At 71.9% G+C, this 22636-nt stretch carries 16 protein-coding genes; 14 read left to right on the top strand and 2 right to left on the bottom strand.

Going from position 1 to position 22636, the window contains the following annotated elements; genetic code table 11:
- Positions 1-166: 166 nt before the first annotated feature.
- Complete coding sequence (locus tag AB0B98_RS11425; protein ID WP_357362227.1) at positions 167-1126, bottom strand: AraC family transcriptional regulator; 960 nt, start codon at positions 1124-1126, stop codon at positions 167-169.
- Between the two features lie 103 nt (positions 1127-1229).
- Here AB0B98_RS11425 and AB0B98_RS11430 point away from each other — a divergent pair, with 103 nt between their 5' ends.
- The 10 genes from AB0B98_RS11430 to AB0B98_RS11475 all read left to right on the top strand — a co-directional run bounded on the left by AB0B98_RS11430 (position 1230) and on the right by AB0B98_RS11475 (position 18049).
- Positions 1230-2087 (top strand): NmrA family transcriptional regulator, encoded by an 858-nt coding sequence (locus AB0B98_RS11430; protein ID WP_357362229.1) that lies wholly within the window; start codon positions 1230-1232, stop codon positions 2085-2087.
- A complete protein-coding gene (locus tag AB0B98_RS11435) occupies positions 2084-2587 on the top strand; it encodes an anthrone oxygenase family protein (protein ID WP_357362231.1) in 504 nt (167 codons plus the stop codon). The genes AB0B98_RS11430 and AB0B98_RS11435 overlap by 4 nt, the downstream gene beginning before the upstream one ends.
- Before the next feature lie 227 nt (positions 2588-2814).
- Positions 2815-3354 carry a GNAT family protein gene (locus AB0B98_RS11440; protein WP_357362233.1) on the top strand — a complete coding sequence of 180 codons (540 nt, stop codon included), beginning with the start codon at positions 2815-2817 and terminating at the stop codon, positions 3352-3354.
- Positions 3355-3977: 623 nt separating this feature from the next.
- Positions 3978-6857 carry an AAA family ATPase gene (locus tag AB0B98_RS11445; RefSeq protein ID WP_357362235.1) on the top strand — a complete coding sequence of 960 codons (2880 nt, stop codon included), beginning with the start codon at positions 3978-3980 and terminating at the stop codon, positions 6855-6857.
- 151 nt (positions 6858-7008) lie between these two features.
- Positions 7009-8034, top strand: coding sequence for a hypothetical protein (locus tag AB0B98_RS11450; protein ID WP_357362236.1), 1026 nt, complete (start codon positions 7009-7011; stop codon positions 8032-8034).
- A 151-nt stretch (positions 8035-8185) separates the two neighbouring features.
- Entirely contained in the window at positions 8186-10462 is a 2277-nt protein-coding gene (locus AB0B98_RS11455) for a TOMM precursor leader peptide-binding protein (RefSeq protein WP_357362238.1), read from the top strand.
- An 80-nt stretch (positions 10463-10542) separates the two neighbouring features.
- Positions 10543-12006: a SagB family peptide dehydrogenase gene (locus AB0B98_RS11460; protein ID WP_357362240.1), complete on the top strand. Its 1464-nt coding sequence runs from the start codon at positions 10543-10545 to the stop codon at positions 12004-12006.
- A complete protein-coding gene (locus AB0B98_RS11465; RefSeq protein ID WP_238643770.1) occupies positions 12003-12812 on the top strand; it encodes an HlyD family efflux transporter periplasmic adaptor subunit in 810 nt (269 codons plus the stop codon). Before AB0B98_RS11460 ends, AB0B98_RS11465 begins: the two co-directional genes overlap by 4 nt.
- On the top strand, positions 12809-14992 hold the full coding sequence (locus tag AB0B98_RS11470; RefSeq protein WP_357362242.1) for an NHLP family bacteriocin export ABC transporter peptidase/permease/ATPase subunit: 2184 nt from the start codon (positions 12809-12811) through the stop codon (positions 14990-14992). The genes AB0B98_RS11465 and AB0B98_RS11470 overlap by 4 nt, the downstream gene beginning before the upstream one ends.
- Before the next feature lie 24 nt (positions 14993-15016).
- Positions 15017-18049 carry an ATP-binding cassette domain-containing protein gene (locus AB0B98_RS11475; RefSeq protein WP_357362244.1) on the top strand — a complete coding sequence of 1011 codons (3033 nt, stop codon included), beginning with the start codon at positions 15017-15019 and terminating at the stop codon, positions 18047-18049.
- A 9-nt stretch (positions 18050-18058) separates the two neighbouring features.
- On the opposite strand, the gene AB0B98_RS11480 is transcribed toward AB0B98_RS11475, so the two are convergent.
- Positions 18059-18838, bottom strand: coding sequence for a MerR family transcriptional regulator (locus AB0B98_RS11480; protein ID WP_357362246.1), 780 nt, complete (start codon positions 18836-18838; stop codon positions 18059-18061).
- Between the two features lie 324 nt (positions 18839-19162).
- On the opposite strand from AB0B98_RS11480, the gene AB0B98_RS11485 reads away from it, so the two are divergent.
- The 4 genes from AB0B98_RS11485 (at position 19163) to AB0B98_RS11500 (ending at position 22631) form a co-directional block, all read left to right on the top strand.
- A complete protein-coding gene (locus tag AB0B98_RS11485) occupies positions 19163-19525 on the top strand; it encodes a hypothetical protein (RefSeq protein WP_357362248.1) in 363 nt (120 codons plus the stop codon).
- A 147-nt stretch (positions 19526-19672) separates the two neighbouring features.
- Complete coding sequence (locus tag AB0B98_RS11490) at positions 19673-20047, top strand: class IIb bacteriocin, lactobin A/cerein 7B family (RefSeq protein WP_238668604.1); 375 nt, start codon at positions 19673-19675, stop codon at positions 20045-20047.
- Between the two features lie 27 nt (positions 20048-20074).
- On the top strand, positions 20075-21241 hold the full coding sequence (locus AB0B98_RS11495) for a YcaO-like family protein (RefSeq protein WP_357362250.1): 1167 nt from the start codon (positions 20075-20077) through the stop codon (positions 21239-21241).
- Positions 21234-22631, top strand: coding sequence for a TfuA-like protein (locus tag AB0B98_RS11500; protein ID WP_357362252.1), 1398 nt, complete (start codon positions 21234-21236; stop codon positions 22629-22631). Before AB0B98_RS11495 ends, AB0B98_RS11500 begins: the two co-directional genes overlap by 8 nt.
- Positions 22632-22636: the final 5 nt, after the last annotated feature.

Here is a 22636-nt window from a genome sequence, read left to right on the forward strand (position 1 = left end):
GCCGGCCGAAGTGGACGCTCCTGTTGAGTGTCAAGCTCTCGGCGGGCGGACCAGGCAGGCTGAAACGGCACTATTCGCGGCCCACCCAGGTAGCGACGCAAGCCTCGTTGCCCTCGGCGTCAGCCAGTACCCACCACATCGGCGCGTGCGCCTCGGGCCGGCACGGTCATCCCACTGGAGTGAGGTCAGGCGACCCGATGGCCTGCCGGTGTTCGGCCGGGCTGAGACCGCGTACCCGTTTGAAGGCCGCGCTGAGTGCGAATGAGCTGCCGTAGCCGACCTGGCGGGCCACCGCGGCGACGGTGGCGTCCGGCTCGCGCAACAGGTCGGCGGCCAGCGCGAGCCGCCAGTTGGTGAGGTACGCCATCGGTGGCTCGCCGACCAGTTCGGTGAACCGGCGGGCCAGCACTGCCCGCGAGGTACCGGTTTCGGCCGCGAGGGTGGCCACCGTCCAGGACTTCGCCGGGTGGTCATGCAGCAGCTGCAACGCCCTGCCGACCACCGGGTCGCCGTGCGCTCGGTACCAGGCGGGCGCCGCCGCTTCCGGCCGGGAGAACCAGGCCCGGAGTACGGCGATGAGCAGTAGGTCGAGCAGCCGGTCCAGGACCACATCCTGCCCCGGCTCGTCCTTGGTCATCTCGTCGCCGAGCAGCGGGATGAGCGGGCTGTCGAGTGCCCCGGCCGGCAGCACCAGGAGATGGGGCAGGACCCTCAGCAGCCGTTGGCTGACCTCGCCCTGCAACTGGTACGTGCCACTGAGCAGCACCGCCGCCCCGTCAGCGCGTTCGCCCCACGTCCGGATACCCAGGTCCATCACTTCGCACAACTCGTCCCCGGTGGGCGTGGTGCTGTGCTCACCGGGATGAATCACTGCCTGCGGCGCTGTGGCCGGGTCGTCGGCGATCGTGTACGGCTCCGGGCCACGGATGATCGCGACATCGCCGGGGCGTAGCGGCACCGGAGCATCCCGGTCCGGCACCACCCACGCTGTGCCGCGCAGCATGGTGACAAGGGTGAGGGGCGCGCGATCCTGGATCCGTACCGACCAGGGCGGGTCGAACACCGACCGCATCAGGAACGCACCGCGCGCCCTGGGCCCGTCCAGCAGCCCCGCGAGCGCATCCATACGCTCAGGTTAGCCCTGCGACATGGGCGGCCGAGACGCCGGGACATGCGATCGAGAGTCTCGCCCATTCCCGGTGCGCTCGCCCTCGACTTGACTGGCTGACATGACGAAGACCGTAGATGAGCAGCCAATCCTCGTACTGGGCGGCACCGGCAAGACCGGCCGCCGGGTGGTGGATCGGCTCGCCACACTCGACCGGCCGGTGCGGGTCGGCTCCCGCTCCGGTGAGCCGCCGTTCGACTGGACCGACCAACGCACCTGGGCACCCGTACTCGACGGGGTTTCGTCGGTCTACCTGGTGTACTACCCGGACCTGGCCGCGCCGGACGCCCTCGCGACGATCCGCTCGTTCACCGAACAGGCGGTGTCCGGCGGCATCGAACGGTTGGTTCTGCTTTCCGGCCGGGGCGAGGAGGAGGCCAAACTCAGCGAGCAGGTGATCCAGGACTCCGGTGTGGCCTGGACGATCGTGCGGGCGAGCTGGTTCAGCCAGAACTTCAGCGAGGACTTCCTGACCGACTCGATACGCGGCGGCGAGGTGACCCTCCCGGCCGGGAACGTGCCGGAGCCGTTCGTCGACGCCCTCGACATCGCCGACATCGTGGTCGCGGCGCTGACCGACGACGGGCACGCGGGGCAGCTCTACGAGGTGACCGGCCCGCGGCTGCTCACTTTCGCCGAGGCGACCTCGGAGATCGGCGACGCGCTCGGGCGGAAGATCCGGTACCGATCGGTCTCGCTCGAGGAGTACGCCGCCGTGATGGCCGGGTACGACGTGCCGGCGGAGCTCGCGGCGGTGCTGACCGAGCTGTTCGGCAAGGTGTTGGACGGCCGCAACGCGCAGCTCGCCGATGGTGTGCAACGGGCCCTGGGCCGCAGCCCGCGCGACTTCACCGACTATGCCCGGGACGCCGCCGCCGCTGGTGCATGGAACACGTCACCCGGTGGAGTCCGGGCATGAACGCCACTGTGGCTGCCTGGTCGGCGGCGGTGACCCTGGCGGTCACGGGTGCGATCACCGGTGTCTACTACGCATTTTCGGTGGCGGTGATGCCCGGTCTGAACGCCGCCGACGCCGGCACCGCGATCCGGGCCATGACGAGCATCAACCAGAGGATCCAGAATCCGCTGTTCTTCGTCACGTTCTTCGGTCCGCTCGTCGCCGCCACGGTGACCGGAGTGTTCCTGTTGATCCTCGGGAAGCGGCCGGCGGGTGCGCTGTTCCTGTTGGCCGCGGCGGTGTACCTGGTGGGCGCGTTCATCCCGACGGTGGCCATCAACGTGCCGATGAACGAGAACCTCGACGCCGTAGGCGTGCCGACCGATCCTGCGGAGGCGGTCCGGGTGTGGGCTTCCTACTCGTCGGCCTGGACGTGGTGGAACTCGGTACGCGCCGGCGCCAGCCTGACCAGCCTGTTGCTGGCGGGTCTCGGGGTCTACCTCTCGGGCGCGTCCCGATGACGTCGCCGTCCGTGCTGGCAGGGTGGCCAGTTCTGAAAACGTGGTCAGCGTGCGAGGTGTTCATCGATGTTGGACAGGGCGGCCGGCGTCGAGCCGCTGCGTGTCACGGTGGGCACCGGCGCGGTAATGGCGGGAATGCTCGACCTGTGGTCCACACTCGACTGCAGGGCTTCCCGGCCGGGAGCACGTCGCGCGTGGAGCGCCGTACCAGCTGTTAGCGTCGTGGAATGTTTGCCACCGACCGGGTTCGACTGCGCCCGCCCACGCCCGACGACGCGCCGAACATGTTCCTTCTGCTCGGTGACCCCGAGCTGCACCTGATCACAGACGGCGAGCCATTCCTGCCGCGTCACGTCGGCCAAGTCCGGGCCCGGCTGGAGAAGCAGGTCACCGAGCCGCCCGACACTCAGGCGATGGTGTCGCTGCTGGCCGAAACCGTGGCCGACGGCGCTTTCCTCGGTGGCGGCACGTTGTGGGGGATCAACGCGTTCAATCAGTACGCCCACCTCGGCGTCGCCCTGCTACCTGAGGCGCGCGGCCAGGGGTATGGGGCCGAGGTGATCCGGCTGCTCTGCCGGTACGGCTTCCGCAACCGCAACCTACGCCGCCTGGAATTGGAGACGCTGGCCAGCAACACGGCCATGCGGCGGACCGCGGAGACGTGCGGCTTCACGCACGAAGGCACCCAGCGGGAGCGCGAGTACGACGGCGACGGCTTCGTGGACATGGTGAGATACGGTCTGCTCCGGCGAGACTGGACGCTGTAGCCGGTCGGTTCAACGTCTGGTTCTTCGCCGGGACCTTGCGCCGGGTAGCGCAGGGGGACGGGCGCTCGGCCCGTTTCCGTCGGCCGGATGCCTGCGGCTTTTCTGCGCGCGTCTCTAATGTGCTTGTTACGTCTGCATCTTGCTGCTCGCATGTTGAATATTGGCGACAGGCGACAGGTGCTGCCGGTGGGATTCCAGCCATTTTTGCCGTGGGAATCCCGTGCCGTCGGCTCATCAGGTGGGATGAACGTCGCGGCTGAAGGGTCACGGTAGGAATATGACCGCTTCGGGCGATTCACTATAGACGGCCATGATCGTGACGGTATTGAATTAGGCGCGGTCCTCCGATGATTGTCCGGATGGGCTGGCCGTACGCCCTCGTAGCCCGGCAGTGGCCTGGGGATCGTTGGCGGGTGATTTATTGGTCTTCCGGGACATCATTCCGCACTTCTGGCTACCGGTCTTTTTCTGCGGGTTGTGGTGCGATGTCGGAAAGAACTGCATCTTCGACGCCACCTGTCAAATATGGGATGGCCGCGCGGGTATGTTTCGACACTCGGCAGTGCTCCGGTAGAGTGCGACCAATTCCCATTGACTGTGCCGGAAGGCGTCTGGTCTGCGTGATGACACCTGGGCTGGAAAGCGCATCATCGAGCTTGCGCTTCGTTGGGCGACGACCACAGTTGGCACGTATCGGGACTGCCCAGGCCACCGTGCTGAGCCGTGGCTGGCAAATGGTTTGCGAGGTCGTCGGAGAGCCGGGCATCGGCAAGACCCGGTTCCTCCGCGAGGCCCTGGCGCGGTGCGACTCCACAGTCCCCTGGGCCGTCGGGACCTGTTCGCCGGATGAGCGAGGAGTCCCCTTCCATGTGTTTCGACACGCCTTCACGAAGGGGCAGTCACTCCGACGCGGGGTGCGCGCCGGGCGGCCCACTGCGGAGAGCTGGGCGGAGTCCGTCGCCGCGGTGCCAGCGGAGCCGGCGCGGGCGTCGGACGCCCGGCGGTTCCGGACCTACCAGCTGGCTCGCCGGCTGATCGCCCTGGCGGCCCGGGACGGTCTGGTGCTGGTCCTCGACGACCTGCACTGGGCGGATGCCTCCTCCACCGGTCTGATCGCCCACCTACTGCGCTATCCGGTGCCCGCCCCGCTGCTGCTCGTGCTCGTCTACCGTCCGCGGCAGATGGCGACCCCGATGCCGTTCGGGCTACCAGATCCCGACAAGCACGCCGACGCGGAGCCGACGTCACACGAGCGTATCGAACTTGGCCCTCTCAGCCTTGCCGAGGTCGCGCTCCTGCACCCCGACACCGACCAGGTGGAGCTGCGCGCCCGGTACGACCTGACCGGCGGCAACCCCGGTTACCTGGCGGTGCTGCCGAGCGACAGCACCTCGAACAGCGCAGACCCGATCCGGGAGGCACCTGGTGGCCGGCTGTCCGACGCGGCGGTGGCCGTGCTTCGCCGCGAATGGACGGACCTACCGCCGGTCGAGCTGGCCTGTCTGCGGGCCGGGGCGATCGTCGATGCGCCCTTCACCGCGGACCTGCTCGCCGAGGTTGCGCAGGTCCCGACGTCACCGGCGGTCGAGGCCTGCTGGCGGCTGGCCCGGCTCGACCTGATCCGCCGCGTCCCCGGCACTGGACGTTTCGCCTTCCGGCACCCGGTGCTGCGGATGGCGGTCGCTCAGGACACCGACACGCAGTGGCAGGTGGAGGCGTGCGCGCGGGCGCTCACGGCGCTGGTCGATCTGGGCGCGCCACCAGCGGATCGGGCCCGCTACGCGGAGCGCCTGCTCGCCCTGCCCAACGGCGGCTGGGTCGACCGCTGCGTCAACGTGCTCTGCCGGGCGGCGCAGGAGGTCCGACGCGAGACGCCGGACCTGGCCATCCGCTGGCTGCGGCTGGCGTTGCGTGCGCTGCGGCCGACGGCCGGTCTGACGCAACGTCGCCAGGACGTGTCGCTCGCGCTGGCCGAGATCACCGGGGAGGCGGGGGATCTGGCCGAGAGCAGGGCCCTGCTCCAGGAGATCGTGCCGCTGTTCCCCGCCGACCCGGAGGGACGGCGGGCGCAGGCAGTAGCTCTCTGGGCGCGCGTGGAACGTCTGCTCGGCAACTACGCGGAGGCGGCGGCCATCAGCCGGCGGGAGTTGTCCGTCCTGCCAGCCGATGCCGGACCCAGCGACGGCTACCGCCTCGCCACCGAGATCGGCGTCGCAGGCATCCTGGCCGGCCGCCCCGTGACCGGGCTGCCCGACGTGCTCAGCGGAGATCTCGGCGGCTCCGGCGCGGACCGGGCCAGCCTGCTGGCGGTGCGTAGTCTGGCCGCCGCACTCGACGGCGCACTCGACGACGCCCGGGGCTTGCTCGATGTCGGCGCGCGGATCGTCGACTCGCTGCCGGACCGGGACCTGCGGGACCATCCCGACTGCTTCACCGCACTCGGCCTGAGCGAGTTGTACCTCGAACGGCAGGCCGACGCTGTGCGGCACCTCGACCGAGGGCTGACGCTCGGCCGTGCCGCACACCGCGACGACGGACTGTGCCAACTGCTGCTCGGCCGTAGTCAGGTGGCCTACCACGGCGGGCAGCTGAACACCGCCATCGGGTTGGCCACCGAGGCGGGCATCGTCGCCAGGCGCATCGGCAGCCACCACCTGCTGAGCTTCGCCCTGGCGTTCGAGGCGGAGGCGACGGCGTGGCGTGGTGGCCTCCGCGACGACGAACGGGCGGTGGCGCTGGCCCGCAGCGCCGCCGGAATCGCCACCGACCTCGCCACCTGGTGCGGTCGTACCGCCGCGACGGCGCTGGCGACCGCGGCGCTGCTGTCGGGTGATCCGGCGACCTGCGCCGACCTGGTGCGCTCGGCCGGCGGTGACAGCCGGCTGAGCCGTCTTCAGGCGTCCCTCCGACCCAGGTGGTACGAGCTGCTCTGCGCCGCCGCGCTCGTCGCGGGCGACGTGGCCGACGCCGAGCGGCAGGCGCGACTGGCACTGGCCGAGGCGGACCAGGTCGGGCTGCCCGGGCAGCGGGGGTTCGCCGAGTCGGCGTTCGGCGAGGTGCTGCTCGCCCGCGGCGAGGTCCGGGCGGCGCTGCCGCACCTGGAGACCGCGGCCGACCTGTTCCGCGCCGGCGGGATGGTGCTACGGCGCAGCCTTGTCCTGGACTCCCTGGCTCGGGCGGCCGAAGCCGCCGACCAGGCTGGCCTGGCGGCACGGGCCCGCCGTCGGGCGCTGGAACTGGCCGGGTGGTGCGGAACGGAGCGGGTCGGCCTGCGACTGGCCCGTCCGGTCGGCCCGATCGGGGTCGCCGCCCTGACCGACCGGGAGTGGCACATCGCGCGCTTGGCGGCGACCGGGGCCACCAGCCGACTGATCGGGCGGCAGCTGAACATCAGCCCCCGGACTGTGGAGGCGCACCTGACCCGCCTCTACCGCAAGACGGGCGTCGCTTCGCGGTCGGGCCTGGTCGCCTGGGTGGCTCGGCTCGATGACACCGATCGATGACTGCGTTCCAGGCCGGATGACGTCGTTCGGTGCAAGGTCGACAGGCCGGGCAGCACGAGGCCGCGCCGCCACCGTCGTAGCCCGACAGCCGCTCACATACTCGACTGCGTCGGGCGCGATTCCCGTGCACCGGTGGTGGATGGAGGACGAGATGCTGGGCAGAAGATCCGTCAGGAGCCCGCGTACCCTCGCCGCGCCGGTGCCGGCCATGCCGTTCGCCGCCGCCACGGTGGCGCTGCTCATGCTGACCGGCTGTGGTGGTGAGCCGGTGGACGCTGCCACCCCGGCGCCGCACGGTTCGGCCACTTTCGGTCGGGACCGGGCGGCGCTCGTGCTCACCGCCTTCGACCAGGCCGACTCGGCCGCCTCGGTGGCCGGCGACGTGGAGGCGCTGCGGGCGCAGGAGGTGTCGCCCTCGCTGGACCTCAGCATCGCCGCAGTGCGTCGGGCCGCGTACAACCAGCGTCCGCAACCGTCCTTCCAGCACATCAACCCGGTCTTCGCGGTGCCGCCCGGGGAACCGTCCTGTTTCCTCGCCACGGCGACTCTCCGGTTGACCGGTTCGGAGCTGGCGCCCACCGACGTCAGCCAGTTCGTGCGGGGTGCCGACGGCCAGTGGAAGCTCAGCCACAACGTTCAGGTCACCCAACCGTCGCTGGTGGTCGCCCGGAGCATCGACGGCCGGCCGGCAACCGCGGGCGGCGCCGCCCTGGACGAGACCAGCCGTCGGGCCCTCGCCGCCGAGGTGTTCTCCCGCAGCATCGGGTCCACGACGGGCAACCGGTCCCTCGTCGTGTCGAGCCCGCTGCTCGACGGCCAGTTCGCCGGCGGTTGGGAGGTCTACGGGCAGCAGCTCGCCGGCGTCGGCGGGGCGGTGCAGCGGACGATGGACCGGGCGGAATGGTCCGACTGCGCGGTCGCGGTGCCGACCGGCACGCTCACCTTTCTGACGATCCACGCCACCGACACGCTGCGCCCGGCGCCCGGCGGCCCGGCCACCGTCCGGTTGGAGCCGCAGAGCCCGGACCTGATCGCCACCGGTCACCTCAAGGCGGTCAGCGGAAAGTCGATCCGGGTCACCCGGGTGGAGACCTTCGTGCTGCTCGTGCCGGCACAGAGCGTCGGCACATCGGTGCTGGGGCTCAACGACACCGCGCTGACAGTCACCGCCGGCTGACCCTGCCGCTGAGCGTCCTCGGCGTCGGCGACGGCAGAAACCGGTGGCATCACTCGGATGGGACGCCACCGGACCGCGACGATGACAGCAGCCGTGATCGCCGGCGGGGCCGGCGGTACCGCGGTCCGACCACGAAGCTCGGGAGGAACCCATGTGGCGTCCGCGCTTCCGATCGGACTACGTGCCGGTGCGGCTGCCCGACGGTCCGCTCGTGGTGCTGGGGGAGACCCGCAGCCTGCTCATCGACGACCCGGTCGCCGCGGACCTGGCCGACCAGCTCGACGGTGCCGCCCCGTTGGCCGACGTGGTGGCCCGGCTGGCCACCCGACACCCGGTCGCCGCCGTCGCCGCAGCCCTCGCCCGTCTGCGCGACCACGGCCTTCTGGTGTCCGGTCCGACGCACACCTCGCCAGCCGAGGCCGCCGGCTGGGACGCCCGGGGTGTGCCGCCCGACGGCGGGCGGCGGTGGATGGCCGGGGGACCTGTCACCATCGTGGACCTGGGGGCGCCCCGGGTGACCGAGACCGCCGACGCGCTGCGCGCCCTCGGGCTCGCCCCGACAGTGGTCGGGCCGGACGCACCGGACCCCGGCCCGGGCACCGCCCAGGTGCTGGTGCTGCCGTCGTCGATGCTCGACCCGCGGCTGGCGTTGCTCAACGACCGCTACCTGGCCGCCGGTCGCGCGTGGACGCTGGCCCGGCCGCACGGCAACGTCGTCTTCCTCGGCCCGCACCTCGTGCCGGGTCGCACCGGCTGCTGGGCCTGCCTGCGCCAACGGTGGCAGGAGAACGAACAGGTGAACGCCTTCCTCGACGGGCAGGACCTGGCCGGTCCGCTGCCGCAGCCCTGTCACGCGGTCCTGCCCGGACTGGCCACCATGGCGGCCGGGCTGCTGGCCGCGGAGCTCGCCGTGCTCGCCGTCCGGGGCGCGTCGCCCCGCCTCACCGGCCGGATGGTCGCCCTGGACACCAGGGACCTGAGCACGGAAGGCCACCAACTGGTACGCCAGCCGCAGTGCCCCGCCTGCGGTGACCCGGACCTCGTCCGCAAGGCCGAGCCCCGGATCGACCTGCCACCCAGCGGCACCCAGCCCAGTCGGTCCGGGGACTCCCGCCTCCGGGAACCCGCCGAGGCGTACGCCTCGCTCGTCCACCATGTCAGCCGGTATCTGGGCGTGGTGAGTCGGCTGACCCCGCTGGAGGCGACCGACAACGGCGTCACCCACACGTACTCGGCCGGGCACAACTTCGCCCAGCCCCGCCAGGTCGCCGCGCTGCGCCGCAATCTGCGCGGGCAGAGCGGCGGCAAGGGCCGCACCGACCTGCAGGCCCGGATGAGCGCGGTCGGGGAGGCGGTGGAACGCTACTGCGGGGTGTGGCGCGGCGACCGCCCGGTCCACCGGGCGACCTACCGGCAGCTCGGTCCGGACCGCGCGGTACACCTGCGGGAGCTGCTGCTCTTCTCGGAACGCCAGTACGCCGACCGGGACCGGCTCAACCGCGACCTGGGCCACCTGCACCGCATTCCCCGCCCGCTGCCTGACGACGTGGAGCTGGACTGGACCACGGGTTGGTCGCTGACCCGGCAGACACCGCGTGAGCTGCCCGCCGCGCACTGCTGGTACGGGCATCCGGAGCTGACCGGGCTGGGGGTGTGTTCGGCCGACTCGAACGGCTGCGCGGCCGGCGGCAACCTGTCCGAGGCGATCCTGCAGGGCTTCTGCGAACTCGTGGAGCGCGACAGCGTGGCCCTGTGGTGGTACCACCGATCCCGGATGCCCGGGGTGGACCTCGCCTCGTTCGGCGAGCCGTGGACGGCCGCCTGCGTCGACCATCACGCCACCGCGCTGGGCCGCGAACTGTGGGCCCTCGACCTGACCGCCGACCTGGGTGTGCCCACGTTCGCCGCGGTGTCCCGGCGGGTCGACCGGGGGCCGGAGGACGTCCTGGTCGGTTTCGGCGCGCACCTGGACGCGCGGGTCGCGCTGACCCGGGCGCTCACCGAGGTGAACCAGTTCCTGCCCGCCGTCGCCGGTCCCACCTCCGGCGGCAACCGGTACGGGGTCGACGACCCGGACACGGCGCGCTGGTTCGGCACCGTGCGGGTGGCCACCCAGCCCTGGCTGACCCCGGATCCCACCCGGCCGCGGCGCACCGCCACTGACCACCCGCCACTGACCACCGGCGACGTCGGGGACGACGTGCGCCGTTGCGTACACCGGGCGGAGCGGGCCGGCCTGGAGGTGATCGTCGTCGACCAGTCCCGTCCGGATGTCGATCTGGCGGTGGTGAAGGTCGTCGTGCCGGGCCTGCGGCACTTCTGGCGCCGGCTCGGTCCCGGCCGCCTGTGGGACGTGCCGGCCCGGCTCGGTCGGGACCCGCTGGCGGTCGACGAGACGTCGGCCAACCCGCTGAACGTCTTCTTCTAGCCGGCGCTCCCGGGGCACCGGGACCGTGGGAAGGATGTGGGGATGACCACCGTGGTGGACCCGGTCGGTCGGCGGTCGTCGTGAGCGGCTCCGTCGGCGGTCCGCCGATTCAGGAGTCGTACCGGCTGCGCCGTGACGCGGAGCTGCGGCTTGGCGAGGACGGCTCGCTGACGCTGCGGCAGACCCGCTTCCAGCTCATCCTGGAGCAACCTGGCATGGGCCGGCGGGCGCTGCTGCTGCGGCTCGCCGCCGACTGGGTCAACGACGTCGAGGTCGGCCGGCTGATCAGCGGCCTGGAGGGGGAGAACCGGGTGTTGCCCGCGCAGTTGCTGCTGCGCCGGCTGCTCGCCCACTCCTGGGTGGAGCGGCGCGTCCAGGTCGACGATCGGCCGCTGCTCGACCTGGTGCCCACCGGCCTGGGGCGAGGCAGTCTGCCGGAGAGTCGCCTGCACACCCCCGGGGTCCGCTACCGGCTCTCCCGCTTCGCCGCCCTCCAGCACGAACGGGGCATGCTGGTGGCCGCATCACCACTGAGCACCCTCGTTGTCGGCTGCGCCGACGCCGCCCTCGGCGCGGTACTGGCCGCCGCCGCCCCGGGCGTCGGACCCGAGGCGGTGGCCCGCACGCTCGGCGTGCCGCCGGACGTCGCCGGACGGGTGCTCGACGAGCTGGCCACCGCCCGGATCCTGGTCACCGACGCCGAGTTCGAGGCGGAGTGCGACGAGGCGCCGCTGGCCTACTGGTCACCGGAGGAGCTACGGCTGCATCATCGATCCCGGGCCGGGCGACACGCGCTGCCGGTGGGCGGCACCTACCGGATGCGGGGGAGCTTCGCCCCGCAACCGCTGCGCCGCCCGTACGACGGGGGCCGGGCGGTGGACCTGCCACTGCCGGACCTGGCGACGATCGCCAAGGCGGATCCCGCGTTCAGCCAGGTCGTCGCGGACCGGCGCAGCGTGCGCGAACACGAGGACGCTGCACCGCTGCCGCTGGAGCGGCTGGCGGAGTTCCTGCACCGGTCGCAGCACACCAGCGCCGTCGGCGAGGCCGGCGGGCAGGAGATCGGTCACCGGCCCTACCCGGGCGGCGGCGGCGTCTACGAGCTGGAGATCTACCCACTGGTCGCGCGCTGCGTCGGGCTCGACCCCGGGCTCTACCACTACGACGCCGTCGGGCACCGGCTGGAACCGGTCGCCGGCTGGGGACCGGCCGCGGACCGGCTGCTGGCGTACGCCCGGGCGGCCGGCGCTCTGCCCCGGCCGCCGCAGACGGTCCTGGTGGTCACCGCCCGGGTCCAGCGGCTCATGTGGAAGTACGAAGGGATGAGCTACGCCATGATTCTCAAGGACGCGGGTGTGCTGACCCAGCAGATGTATCTCGTCGCCACCGCAATGGGGTTGGCGCCGTGCGCCCTCGGCGCCGGGGACTCGCGGGCCTTCGCCGAGTTGTCCGGGCTCGACCCGCTGGTCGAGCCGAGCGTGGCCGACTTCCTGCTCGGCTCGCGCCGCGCCGCCGGTCCGGCCGCAGCGGAGGCCCGGCCATGAAGTTCCGGCGGCAGGCGCTGCGCCAGTTGGAGGCGCCCGAGCAACTGGACCGGGCGGTCCGGCTGACCACGGTGCCGAACTGGCTGGCCACCACCGCGCTGGTCATCGTCGTCGTCGCCGCGGGTGTGTGGTCGGTGCGCACTGTGGTGCCCCGGACCGTCGAGGCCGCCGGGGTGCTGATCCACTCGAACGGGATCTCGGCCCTCGACGCGCTCGACAGCGGCCAGGTCACCAAGGTGTGGGCGTCACCGCACCAGCGGGTGCCGAAGGGAACCCCCCTCTACAGCCTTCGCACGGCCGACGGCAAGGTACGGGTGGAGACCGCGCCGGGTGACGCGTACGTCGTCGCCTGGCTGGTCTCGGAGGGCGAGATCGTCACCCCGGGCACCCACCTGGCCGACCTGGAACGGCTCGACGCCGCAGGGGACGCGTTGCAGGCAGTCGTCTACGCCCCCGCCGTCGCCGCCCCGCTGCTGCAACCCGGCGTGTCCGTCGAGGTGGCTGCGGCGGCCGCGCCGCGCAACGTGTTCGGCACCCTGGCCGGTCAGGTGACCACTGTCGGCGCGTTCCCGGAGACCGAGGCCTCGCTGCGCGCCTTCCTGGGCACCGGGCCGGACGTCCGGCGACTGCTCGCCCGCGGCAGCGTGGTGCGGGTGACTGTCGCCCTGGAGCCCGACCCTGCCGCTCCGGGCGGCCTGCGCTGGACCAGGTCTCCGCCACCGTTCCAGCTCAACTCGGCCAGCGAGGTCACCGCCTGGTTCACAGTGGACCGGGAACACCCGATCGACTGGTTGCTGCGGCGATGAGCGCGCCGACGACCGCCGTCGGTGGCGCGCCGGAGCTGCCCAGGATCCGGCGTCGACGGGTCCGTACGCCCACCCTGATCCAGATGGAGGCGGTGGAGTGCGGCGCCGCCGCGCTGGGGATCCTGCTCGCGCACCACGGTCGGCACGTGCCCCTTGAGGAGTTGCGCCGGGTGTGCGGAGTGAGCCGGGACGGCTCCACAGCGGCCACCGTGCTCAAGGGCGCCCGCCGCTACGGCATGGTGGCCAAGGGCTTCCAGATGGACCTGGCCGGCCTGGCCACAGTGGCGCTGCCGGCGGTGCTGTTCTGGCGGTTCGAGCACTTCGTGGTGCTGGAAGGGCTCGGCCGTAAGGTCTTCATCAACGATCCGGCCACCGGTCCCCGTGCGGTGAGCTGGGAGGAGTTCGACGGCGCCTTCACCGGCATCGTGCTCACCATGGAGCCCGGCCCGGAGTTCCGGCCCGGCGGCACCCGCTACCGGTTGGTGCGGGCGCTGGCCGAGCGGTGGCGCGGCCCGGGCTCGGCGATCGCGCAGATGCTGCTGCTCGGCCTGCTGATCGCCGTGGTCGGTCTGACCATTCCGGTGATGGCCAAGGTCTTCGTCGACCGGGTGCTGTTGCAGGAGGATCGGGCCGCGTTCGCCGGCCTGGTGGCGGCGGTGGCGGTGGCCACCGTGCTCACCTTCCTGGCCAGCCTGCTTCAGCAACGCCTGACCGTACGCGCGGAGACGGCGCTCGCCCTCGCCAGCGCCGCGCGGTTCTTCCGACATCTGCTGCGGCTGCCGCCGACCTTCTTCGACCAGCGGCAGGCCGCCGACCTCGGCCAGCGGGTCCGCGGCAACGAGGTGGTCGCCGAGGTGCTCACCCGCCGGACGGCCACCACAGTGGTGGACACCGGCCTCGTGCTGGCGTACGGGGCTCTGCTCTGCCATTACGACCTGCTGCTCGGACTGTGCGCGGTGGTCCTCGCCGGGCTGAACGTCAGCGTGCTGCGCTATGTCGCCTCGACCCGGTCCACCGCTGTCGCCGGTCTTCAGGCGGACCGCAGCAAGCTGGTGACCACTGTGTACACCACCGTCCAGATGATCGAGACGGTGAAGGCCGGCGGTGAGGAGGAACGCGCGGTGGCCCGGTTCGCGGCGCGCCACGCCACCGTCGCCAGCCGTCAGCAGCGGCTGGGGGTGCCCACCGCGGTGCTCTCCGTCCTGCCGGCGCTCCTCGCCTCGGTGACCACCGGGGTGCTGCTGTGGTTGGGCAGCCGGCAGGTCGTGGCGGAGGCGATGAGCGTCGGGGTGCTGGTCGGCATGCAGAGCCTGGCAGTCGCGATGAACCGCCCGCTGGGCAACCTGACCGCGCTGGGCTCGCGGTTGCAGGACATGAGCGCCGACCTCAACCGGCTGCGGGACGTGGAGCGGTACCCGTTGCCGTCGGCCCAGCACCGGTCCTCCCGCCCGGTGACGCCGATGGAGGGGCACCTGCGCATCGAGGAGGTCACCTTCGGCTACAACCCGTTGGGCCGTCCACTGCTGGAGAACTTCAGCCTTGACCTGCCGCCGGGCGCCCGGGTGGCCCTCGTCGGTCGGTCGGGCAGTGGCAAGTCGACTGTCGGTCGGCTGGTCGCCGGGCTCTACCGTCCCTGGACCGGTCAGGTCACGGTGGACGGGCTTGAGCGGGCCGCAGCCGACGACGGGCTCTGGACGGCCACCGTCGCCATGGTGGACCAGGACCAACGGCTGTTCGAGGGGACGGTCCGGGACAACGTCACCATGTGGGACCTCACGGTCGCCGACGAGGACGTCGTCGGCGCGCTGACCGACGCGTGCCTCTACGACGAGGTCGCGGCCCGTCCGGGTGGCCTCGGCAGCCCGGTGCGGGAGAACGCCCGCAACTTCTCCGGTGGGCAGCGGCAGCGGCTGGAGATCGCCCGGGCGCTCGTGCGCAACCCCCGGGTGTTGGTGCTGGACGAGGCCACCAGCGCGTTGGACGCCGAGACCGAACGTCGGATCGACAGGCACCTGCGGAGGCGTGGGGCCACCTGCCTGATCGTGGCCCACCGCCTGTCCACCGTCCGCGACTGCGACCTGATCGTCGTGCTGGACGGCGGCCGGGAGGTGGAGCGCGGCACCCACGAGCAGCTCGTCGCCCGGGACGGGGCGTACGCGCGCCTGGTCCGGGACCACTGACCACGACGATCCGAGGAGACGCTGATGAGTGGCGCGGTGGAGGATGCCCCGGCCGGCGGCCTGATCGACTTCTGCTCGGACGGCGTGCGCCAGGTTTGCCGCCTGGACGGCCCGGCGGCCAGCTGGCTGGTGACCGGAGGCGAGGCCGACCTGTTCGCGGTGCGCCGGGCCGGGATGAGCCCCTCGCGTCGTCACCATGTGGCGCGGCTGCCTGCGGGTGGCCTGGTGCCGACGTCCACCGCGATCGGTGCGTGGCAGTTGATCCTGGTGCCCCTGCCCGGCACGGAGCTGCGCGGGCTGTCCCGGCGTCACCTGTCCCTGCTGGAGCGGCATGTTCGGCTCGGCCGCGCGGCGGACGACGGGGCGTCGCTGCGGGCGCGGACTGCCGCGACGGAGCTGGTCGCGGCGCTTGACCTGGTGCTGGTCACCGTCGCCGACGCGCTGCGCCGCGGGCAGGCGCCCCGGGAGGCGTCCACCCTCCGCGGACGCGAGATCATTTCGCTGGCGCAGGGGAGCGCCCTCACCTCCACCGGCGGCGCGTGGTGGCTGCGCAGCGCCGGTGGACAACTGCGACGCAACGACGGTGGCCCGGCGGAGATGTCGGGGGAGCGGGAGCTGCTGCTGGTCGCCGAGCGGGACTGGGTGGTGGCCGAGTCGCCGTGCGCTGTGGAGAGCCACGGTAGCTGGGACCTGTTGGTCAACGGTCAGCTCCGGTCCGCCGTCGACCAGCATGTGGCCCGGCTGCTGCGGATGGTGGAGACCCGGATCGAGGAGGCTGACGCGGCGTTGCTGAGCGCCGTGCAGCGGCGCCGGGAGACCGACGCGGCGGTGCTCGCCGCGGCGGCCCGACGGTCGATCGGGGTGATCGGCGCGGGTGGTGCGGTTTCGGTTCCCGACGGCGAGCCCGGCTTCGACCGGTACGGGCGGGCGGCCTCGGTGGTCCGGGTGGTCACCGAGGGGATGGGCAGCCCGATCAACGAGCCGGCTGACCGCAGCCGCGCGCCGCTGGACGACCGGGCGGCGGTGCACGCGGTGACCCGAGCGTCCAGCCTGTTCCTGCGTGAGGTGCGGCTGCCGGACCGCTGGTGGCGGCGGGACCTGGGGCCGCTGGTGGGGTGGCGGGCCGGCGATGATCCGGAGCGCGCCGTCGCGGTGCCGCTGGTGTTCCGTCGAGGCCGCTACCACCACGTCGACCCGGACACCCGGGCGTACGGTCCGATCGACGCGACGGTGGCCGCGACGTTCGCTGCCGAGGCGACCGAGGTGCAGGCGCCGCTGCCGCCGACCGCTCGGATGCGCCACCTGCTGCGGGCCGGGCTGGTCGGTGCGTCCCGCGACGTGCGGGGTCTGCTGTTCGCCGCCACCTGCGTGGCACTGCTGGGCCTGGGCGTGCCGCTGGCCACCGGCGAGGTGCTCGGCCAACTGGCCCGGCAGGGCGAGGTGAACGGCCTTGGCGGTTTCCTCGCGCTGATGCTCAGCGCCGCGGTGGTCGCGGGTCTGGTGGGGGTGGTGCAGAACCTGCGTCTGCTGCGGTTGGACGGCCGGATGCAGTCCGGCGCGCAGCTGGCGATCTGGGATCGCCTGATGCGGTTGCCGGCCCGGTTCTTCGCCGGTCGCAGCAGCGGGGAGATCGCCAACTCGATGTTGGGGATCTCGTTCGTCGGTGAGGCGCTGAGCGCGTTGCTGCCGCAGCTCGTCTCGGCGGCCGCGACCGTCGCGGTGACCCTCGGCATGCTCCTGGTGGTCGAGCCCGTGCTCGGGCTGTGGGGAGTGGGGATCGTCGTCGTCACCATGTTGACCTTCGGCGCGTTCGCCGGGCTGATCGTCAGTCAGCAACGGGCCGCGCTGCCGGCCGAGCACCGGGCGGCTGCGATGACCAACCAACTGCTCGGCGGCATCATCAAGATCAAACTGGCGGAGGCCGAAACCCGTGCCCACGCGCGCTGGTCGGAGGTCGCCGCGACGGCCCGAGCGGCGCTGCAACGGGTCCGCCAGAGTCAGGCGGGCCTGGTCGCCTTCGGCACCGTGCTGCCGGTCGCCGGCCAACTGGTCCTGTTCGCCGTGCTGATGGGGCCGATGGCCGGCCGGGTCGCGCCGGCCGACTTCTTCATCCTCAACGTGGGTTTCGCGATGCTACTGGGCGCGCTGCTGGTGCTGGTGTCGGCCGGCGTCGAAGTGATCGCGGCAGTGCCCCGGCTGGGCAGCCTGCGGGAAATCCTGCGCGCCGACCCCGAGGCGCGGCCGGACCGGGTGGACCCGGGGGAGCTGCGCGGCGAGATCGCGCTGCACCGGCTCACCTTCGCCTACCAGCCGGACGAGCCGCCGGTGCTCGTCGACATCGACCTGCACGTCCGACCGGGTGAGTTCGTCGCCATCGTCGGACCGAGCGGCTGCGGGAAGTCCACACTGCTCCGGTTGCTGCTCGGCTTTGAACGCCAGCAGCAGGGCGCAGTGCTCTACGACGGCCAGGACCTCTCCGAACTTGACGTACACGCGGTCCGCCGGCAGTGCGGAGTGGTCCTGCAGGATGGTCAGCTCTTCGCCGGCTCGGTACGCGACAACATCTGCGGCGCCGGCAGCTTCCCACTGGACCAGGTCTGGGAGGCGGCGCGGATGGCCGGCCTCGCCGATGACCTGGAGGCGCTGCCGATGGGAATGAGCACGATGGTGCCGTTCGGCGGCGGGACGCTCTCCGTCGGGCAGCGGCAGCGGGTGCTGATCGCCCGCGCGCTGGCCCCGCTACCCCGGATCATCTTCCTCGACGAGGCGACGAGCGCTCTGGACAACCGGACGCAGGAGGTGGTCAGCCGCAGCACCGCGGCCCTGGCCGCGACCCGGGTGGTCATCGCCCACCGGCTGTCCACGGTGCGTGCGGCGGACACCATCGTGGTCCTCGAGGCAGGGCGGATCGTCCAGCGGGGCAGCTTCGACGAGTTGATGGACGACACCGACGGGCTGTTCCACCGGTTGGCGCGGCGGCAACTGCTCACTGAACCGGAACGGTCCGACACCGTGCCGGAGAGCCGACAGGCGGACGGGCAGCCCGCGACAGGCTGACGACCCGGGTCACCCGTTGTCGATGACAGTGCTGTCCTCCAGGCACACGTCCGCGTCGAGGTGGTTCTCCAGCAGCTCGGCGATGTGCGCCTCCGACTGGTTCTCCACGGCGAGCCGGAACGCCTCGGTGAGCACGTTGACCACGCCCTGGGTCAGCAACAGGGTTTCCCGGTCGAGGTCGGCCCAGGACGACCGGGTGCCGCTGCGTACCAGCTCCGGAGCGAGGGTCAGCAGCCGGGCGGTGACGGCGGCGACCAGCTCGTCAGCCACCGGCCGGAGGCTGTCCAGCACCTCGCTGAGGGTCTGCAGTGCCGGCACCGTGCCCACTCGTACCCGATGCAGGTCCAGGGCGGCGCGCAGCGGGCGTGGCCGGACGGTGCGGACGGTGCCGTCGGTGGTCCGGCCGATCACGCCGTGCCGGGTCAGCGCGTGGGCCAGCGCCGGACGGTCGGCGGTCAGGCGTTGCAGCATCGCGGTGAGCCCGTCGGGCGCCTCGTCACTGGCCCGGACCCCGAGCATCGCCTCGATGGACACCAGGTTGAAACCCTGTCGTTGCAGGGCGAGGATCGCGTCCAGTCGGCGGACGTGGGAGTCGTCGTAGAGCGCGGCCCGACCGCGCCGCACCGGCGGGGGCAGCAGCCGCCGGGCCTGGTGGGCTCGGATGTTGCGCGGCGACATCCCCACCTTGCGGGCGAGCTCGTCCACGCTGTACCCGACCGGGGCGCCGGGCGTCGTCGTCACCTCGTCGATGGTCACGGTGGCCTCCGGCAGCACTCGGTGGCGGAACACGGCAACCCCGTCGAACCGCTGTCACGCTGAACGGTCCGCCGATCGCAGCGTAGGTGTGGGGACCGGGCGGGTGACAGGCGGGGAATTGCTACTTGTCCACAGTGGTGAAACTGATTAAAATCGCCGTCCGCCGCAAGTTGCTGATTCCCAATTACCCGGCTTTCGCCGCAGCGCGACCTTTTCGCGGCCACATTCGATGAAATTCCCGCTCTCTGGGCGGACCGGATCCACCGGTGACCCACGATGAAGCGAAACCGGTGGCCCGGAACTTCCCGCGCTGCCTGTCGCCCGCCGCCGGCGGCCGACCATCGAAGGGAGCAGGGTGTGACACCTGTCGATCGAGCGGTCTTCGTGGCCGCGTACAGCCGACTGGTCGCCGAAGTCTGGGCCGACCCGGCCAAGGAACAGGCGCTCGACCGGGACCCGCGAGGGTTCCTCGCCGGCTACGGGCTCCAACTGTCCGAGGACGTGCAGGTCCGGGTGGTCCGGGACGTCGCGGACGCCGATCCGGATCTGGAGGCGCAGGTCGAGTCGTGGCAGCAGGCGGGCGCCACCGGCACTTTCGTGCTCTTCGTGCCGTCGCTGCTGCCGGTGGCTCAGACGGAACTGGCCGAGGACGAACTGGACAGCGTCGTCGCTGGCCTGGACCCCAGCTGTGCCTGCTGCTGCCCGTGCTGCTGCACCTGACACCGAAGTCAGCCACCCATTAGCTGGCGCGGCAGATTCTGATGGCAGTCAGACGGAATCATTGATTGTCGAACCTCAATTTTCGTAGCGTTCTCGCCACGACGATCACCCCCCTCTTGCAGCGACCCCCGAGGAAAGGACCGAACGATGAGCAACGACGACCAGGAATATGGCGCGAGGTTCGTGACCAAGTACTCGGAACTGGTCACCGCGGTGTGGCGCAGCGACGAGGAACTGCAGCGCCTGCTCGCCGACCCGACCGGCTACGCGACGGCGGCCGGCCTGCCGGTCGCCGCCGGCTCCCGGGTCGAGGTCGACCGCGCCCAGCCCGCCACGCTCTACACCAAGGACCAGATCGTCGCCGACTGGGCCGGCACGCCCGGCCTGCACGTGCTGCACGTGCCCGAGGTGCCGCTGGTCGACCTCAACGAGCTGACCGAGGCCGAGTTGGAGACGGTCGCCGGCGGCGTGGCCCCGATCGCCGACAACAACGTCAACATCATCGCCGTCCTCATCCTCTGAGTTCCTGACCCGCAGCCGGGAGCCTCGATGACTGACACGACCGAGACCATCGCGTTCCGATCCGGCACCTACCGGACGGCCACCGTGGAGCAGACCTGGGAACGGATCAGTGGCATGCTCGACCGCTTCCGGATCACCCGGGTCGCCGACATCACCCGGCTCGACGAGATCGGCCTGCCGGTGCACGTCGCCTACCGGCCGGTGGGAGCCACCATGGCGGTGAGCGTCGGCACCGGCGCCACGGCGACGCAGGCCCGGGTCAGCGCGGTCATGGAGAGCATCGAGTCCTGGCATGCCGAGAACCTCCGGCCGGGGACCGTCGTCCGGTCCCCGGCCGAGGCGCTCGACCTGCCGTACGACGTCCGGTGGCTGCACCTGGCGGAACGCTCACCACTGACCCCTGCCGTCGAGCTCGACTGGGTTGCTGGCCGTGGGCTGGTGACCGGCGCGGAATGCCTGGTGCCCCGCGCCACCATCGAACTCGACTTCACCATCCGGCGTGGCTGGGACCGCGCCCTGTTCACACCCAGCAGCAACGGGCTGGCCACCGGGAACACCTTCGCCGAGGCCAGCCTGCACGCTCTGCTGGAGGTCATCGAACGTGACTGCATCGCCCCGTACTGCACCTCACCGTTGGCCGAGCGCACCTACGCCGACCCGGGCACCGCCACCAACGTGATGACCCGAACGGTGTACGAGGCGCTGGTGCGGGCCGGTTGCTGGGTGGAGGTCTGCGACATCACCAACGCAGTCGACGTCCCCTGCTACGCCGCCTCGATCTGGTCGGAGGACATGCCGGTCACCTTCGGCGGCTTCGGTTGCCACGTGGACCCTGAGATCGCCGTCGGTCGGGCCATGGCGGAGGCAGCGCAATCGCGGCTGGTCATGGTCTCCGGAGCCCGGGACGACATCGACGCCACCGCGTACCAGGACGTGGGCGGACCGCCGGTGCCGCCGCCCACCGTCGACCGGCCCGTCCGGCCGGTCCGCCGGGATTCGCCACCGGCGGGGGATGTGACCCAGGTGCTGCGCGAGCTGGCGTCGCGGGTGCAGCGGGTCACCGGCGTCGAGCCGTTCAGCGTCGACCTGACGCACGACGACATCGGCATTGCGGTGAGCAAGGTGTTCGCCCCCGGGCTGCGGATGTTCGACGAGCGTGCCCTCAGTACCCGACCGGGAGTGCCCCGTGACTGACGTCGTCTTCATAGGTCCGAGCCTCCCGGCCGACGAGGTCGGTCGTTTGCTGCCCGACGCTGTGGTGCTGCCGCCCGTCGCGCACGGCGACCTGCTCCGCCTGGACGTCGTTCCCGGCGACCGGGTCCTCATCATCGACGGGTTCTTCCTGCAACACCCGCCGGTCCGCCACCGGGAGATCCTCGACCTGCTCGACCGCGGCGTGACAGTGGCCGGCGCCGCCAGCATGGGCGCGCTGCGCGCCGCCGAGCTGTGGCCGTTCGGTATGCGTGGCGTGGGGGAGGTGTTCCAGCTCTACCGCGACGGGATCGTCACCGGCGACGACGAGGTGGCAGTCGTGCACGGGCCCGCCGAGGAAGACCACCGCGCGTTGAGCGTCCCGCTGGTGAACATCCGGGTCGCGCTGCGCCGCGCCGTCGCGGCCGGTGTGCTCACCGACACCGAGGCTGTGCTGCTGCTGGACATCGGCCGGGACCTGCCCTTCCGGCGGCGGTCGTACCAGGCGTTGGAGCGCACCGCGCCACCCGAGGCCGCGGCCCTGATGGGCCGGTTCCTGACCTGGCACCGGCGGGACCCCCACGACGCCAAGGGCGCCGACGCACGGATGCTGCTGTCGATGGCGGCGGACAACGCGCCCGAGCTGTGCCCGGCGAACGCCGGCGACCAGCCGCTCGACAACCTGCACACCCGCTTCCTCGACAGCTGGCGCTCGCGGTTCGCCGGAGAGTCGGTCGGCGGGCACTGGGCCAGCGACCGGGAGGCCGCCGCGGTGCTGATGCTGCTGCATCCCGAGTCGGCAACCTGGCACCGGCGGTCGGTGCTTGCCGGGCTGGCCGAGGTCGACATCGACGACCCGATGGTTGAGGAACGCGCCAGCGAGGTGGCCCGCAGACGCGGGCTGACCGGTGCGCCGCCGAGCGGATGGGACTGGCTGACCGACCGGGAACGGGGTCTCGACGACCACGAGGCGGTGCTGCGGGTGCTGGTGCGGGCGTTCGGCACCACGCCGTACCGCAGCCTGGCGCTGTGGATGGTCGCGGCACCGCTGCGAACCCCCGCGTTACTCACCGCCGCACGGCAGGTCGCGGCGACAGCGGCGTCGCTGAACGAGACGCTCGTCCCGCGTACGACGGGGCGTCGCCGCCCGGGCGCCCGGCTGCACTTCCGCACCGAGATCGTCGACGCGTGCTTCGCGAGGCTGTGGGGCTGTGCCGCCGACGGGCTGGAAGCCGCGGCGTGGGACCGGGGCTTCGTCGACCTCGCGGCGTTCCGGTACGCCGCCGAACCGTTTGTCGCCTACGTCAAGGCGTTCGGTGCCCCGCGACTGCCCGCGGTGGGCACGCGCGCGCAGGAGGACACCCTGGCCGTTTCAGCGGCCCGGGTCGGTTGAGGAGG

Origin of the sequence: Micromonospora sp. NPDC048947, from assembly GCF_040649495.1 — a bacterium.
In the GTDB taxonomy this organism is placed as follows: Bacteria; Actinomycetota; Actinomycetes; order Mycobacteriales; family Micromonosporaceae; genus Micromonospora; species Micromonospora alfalfae.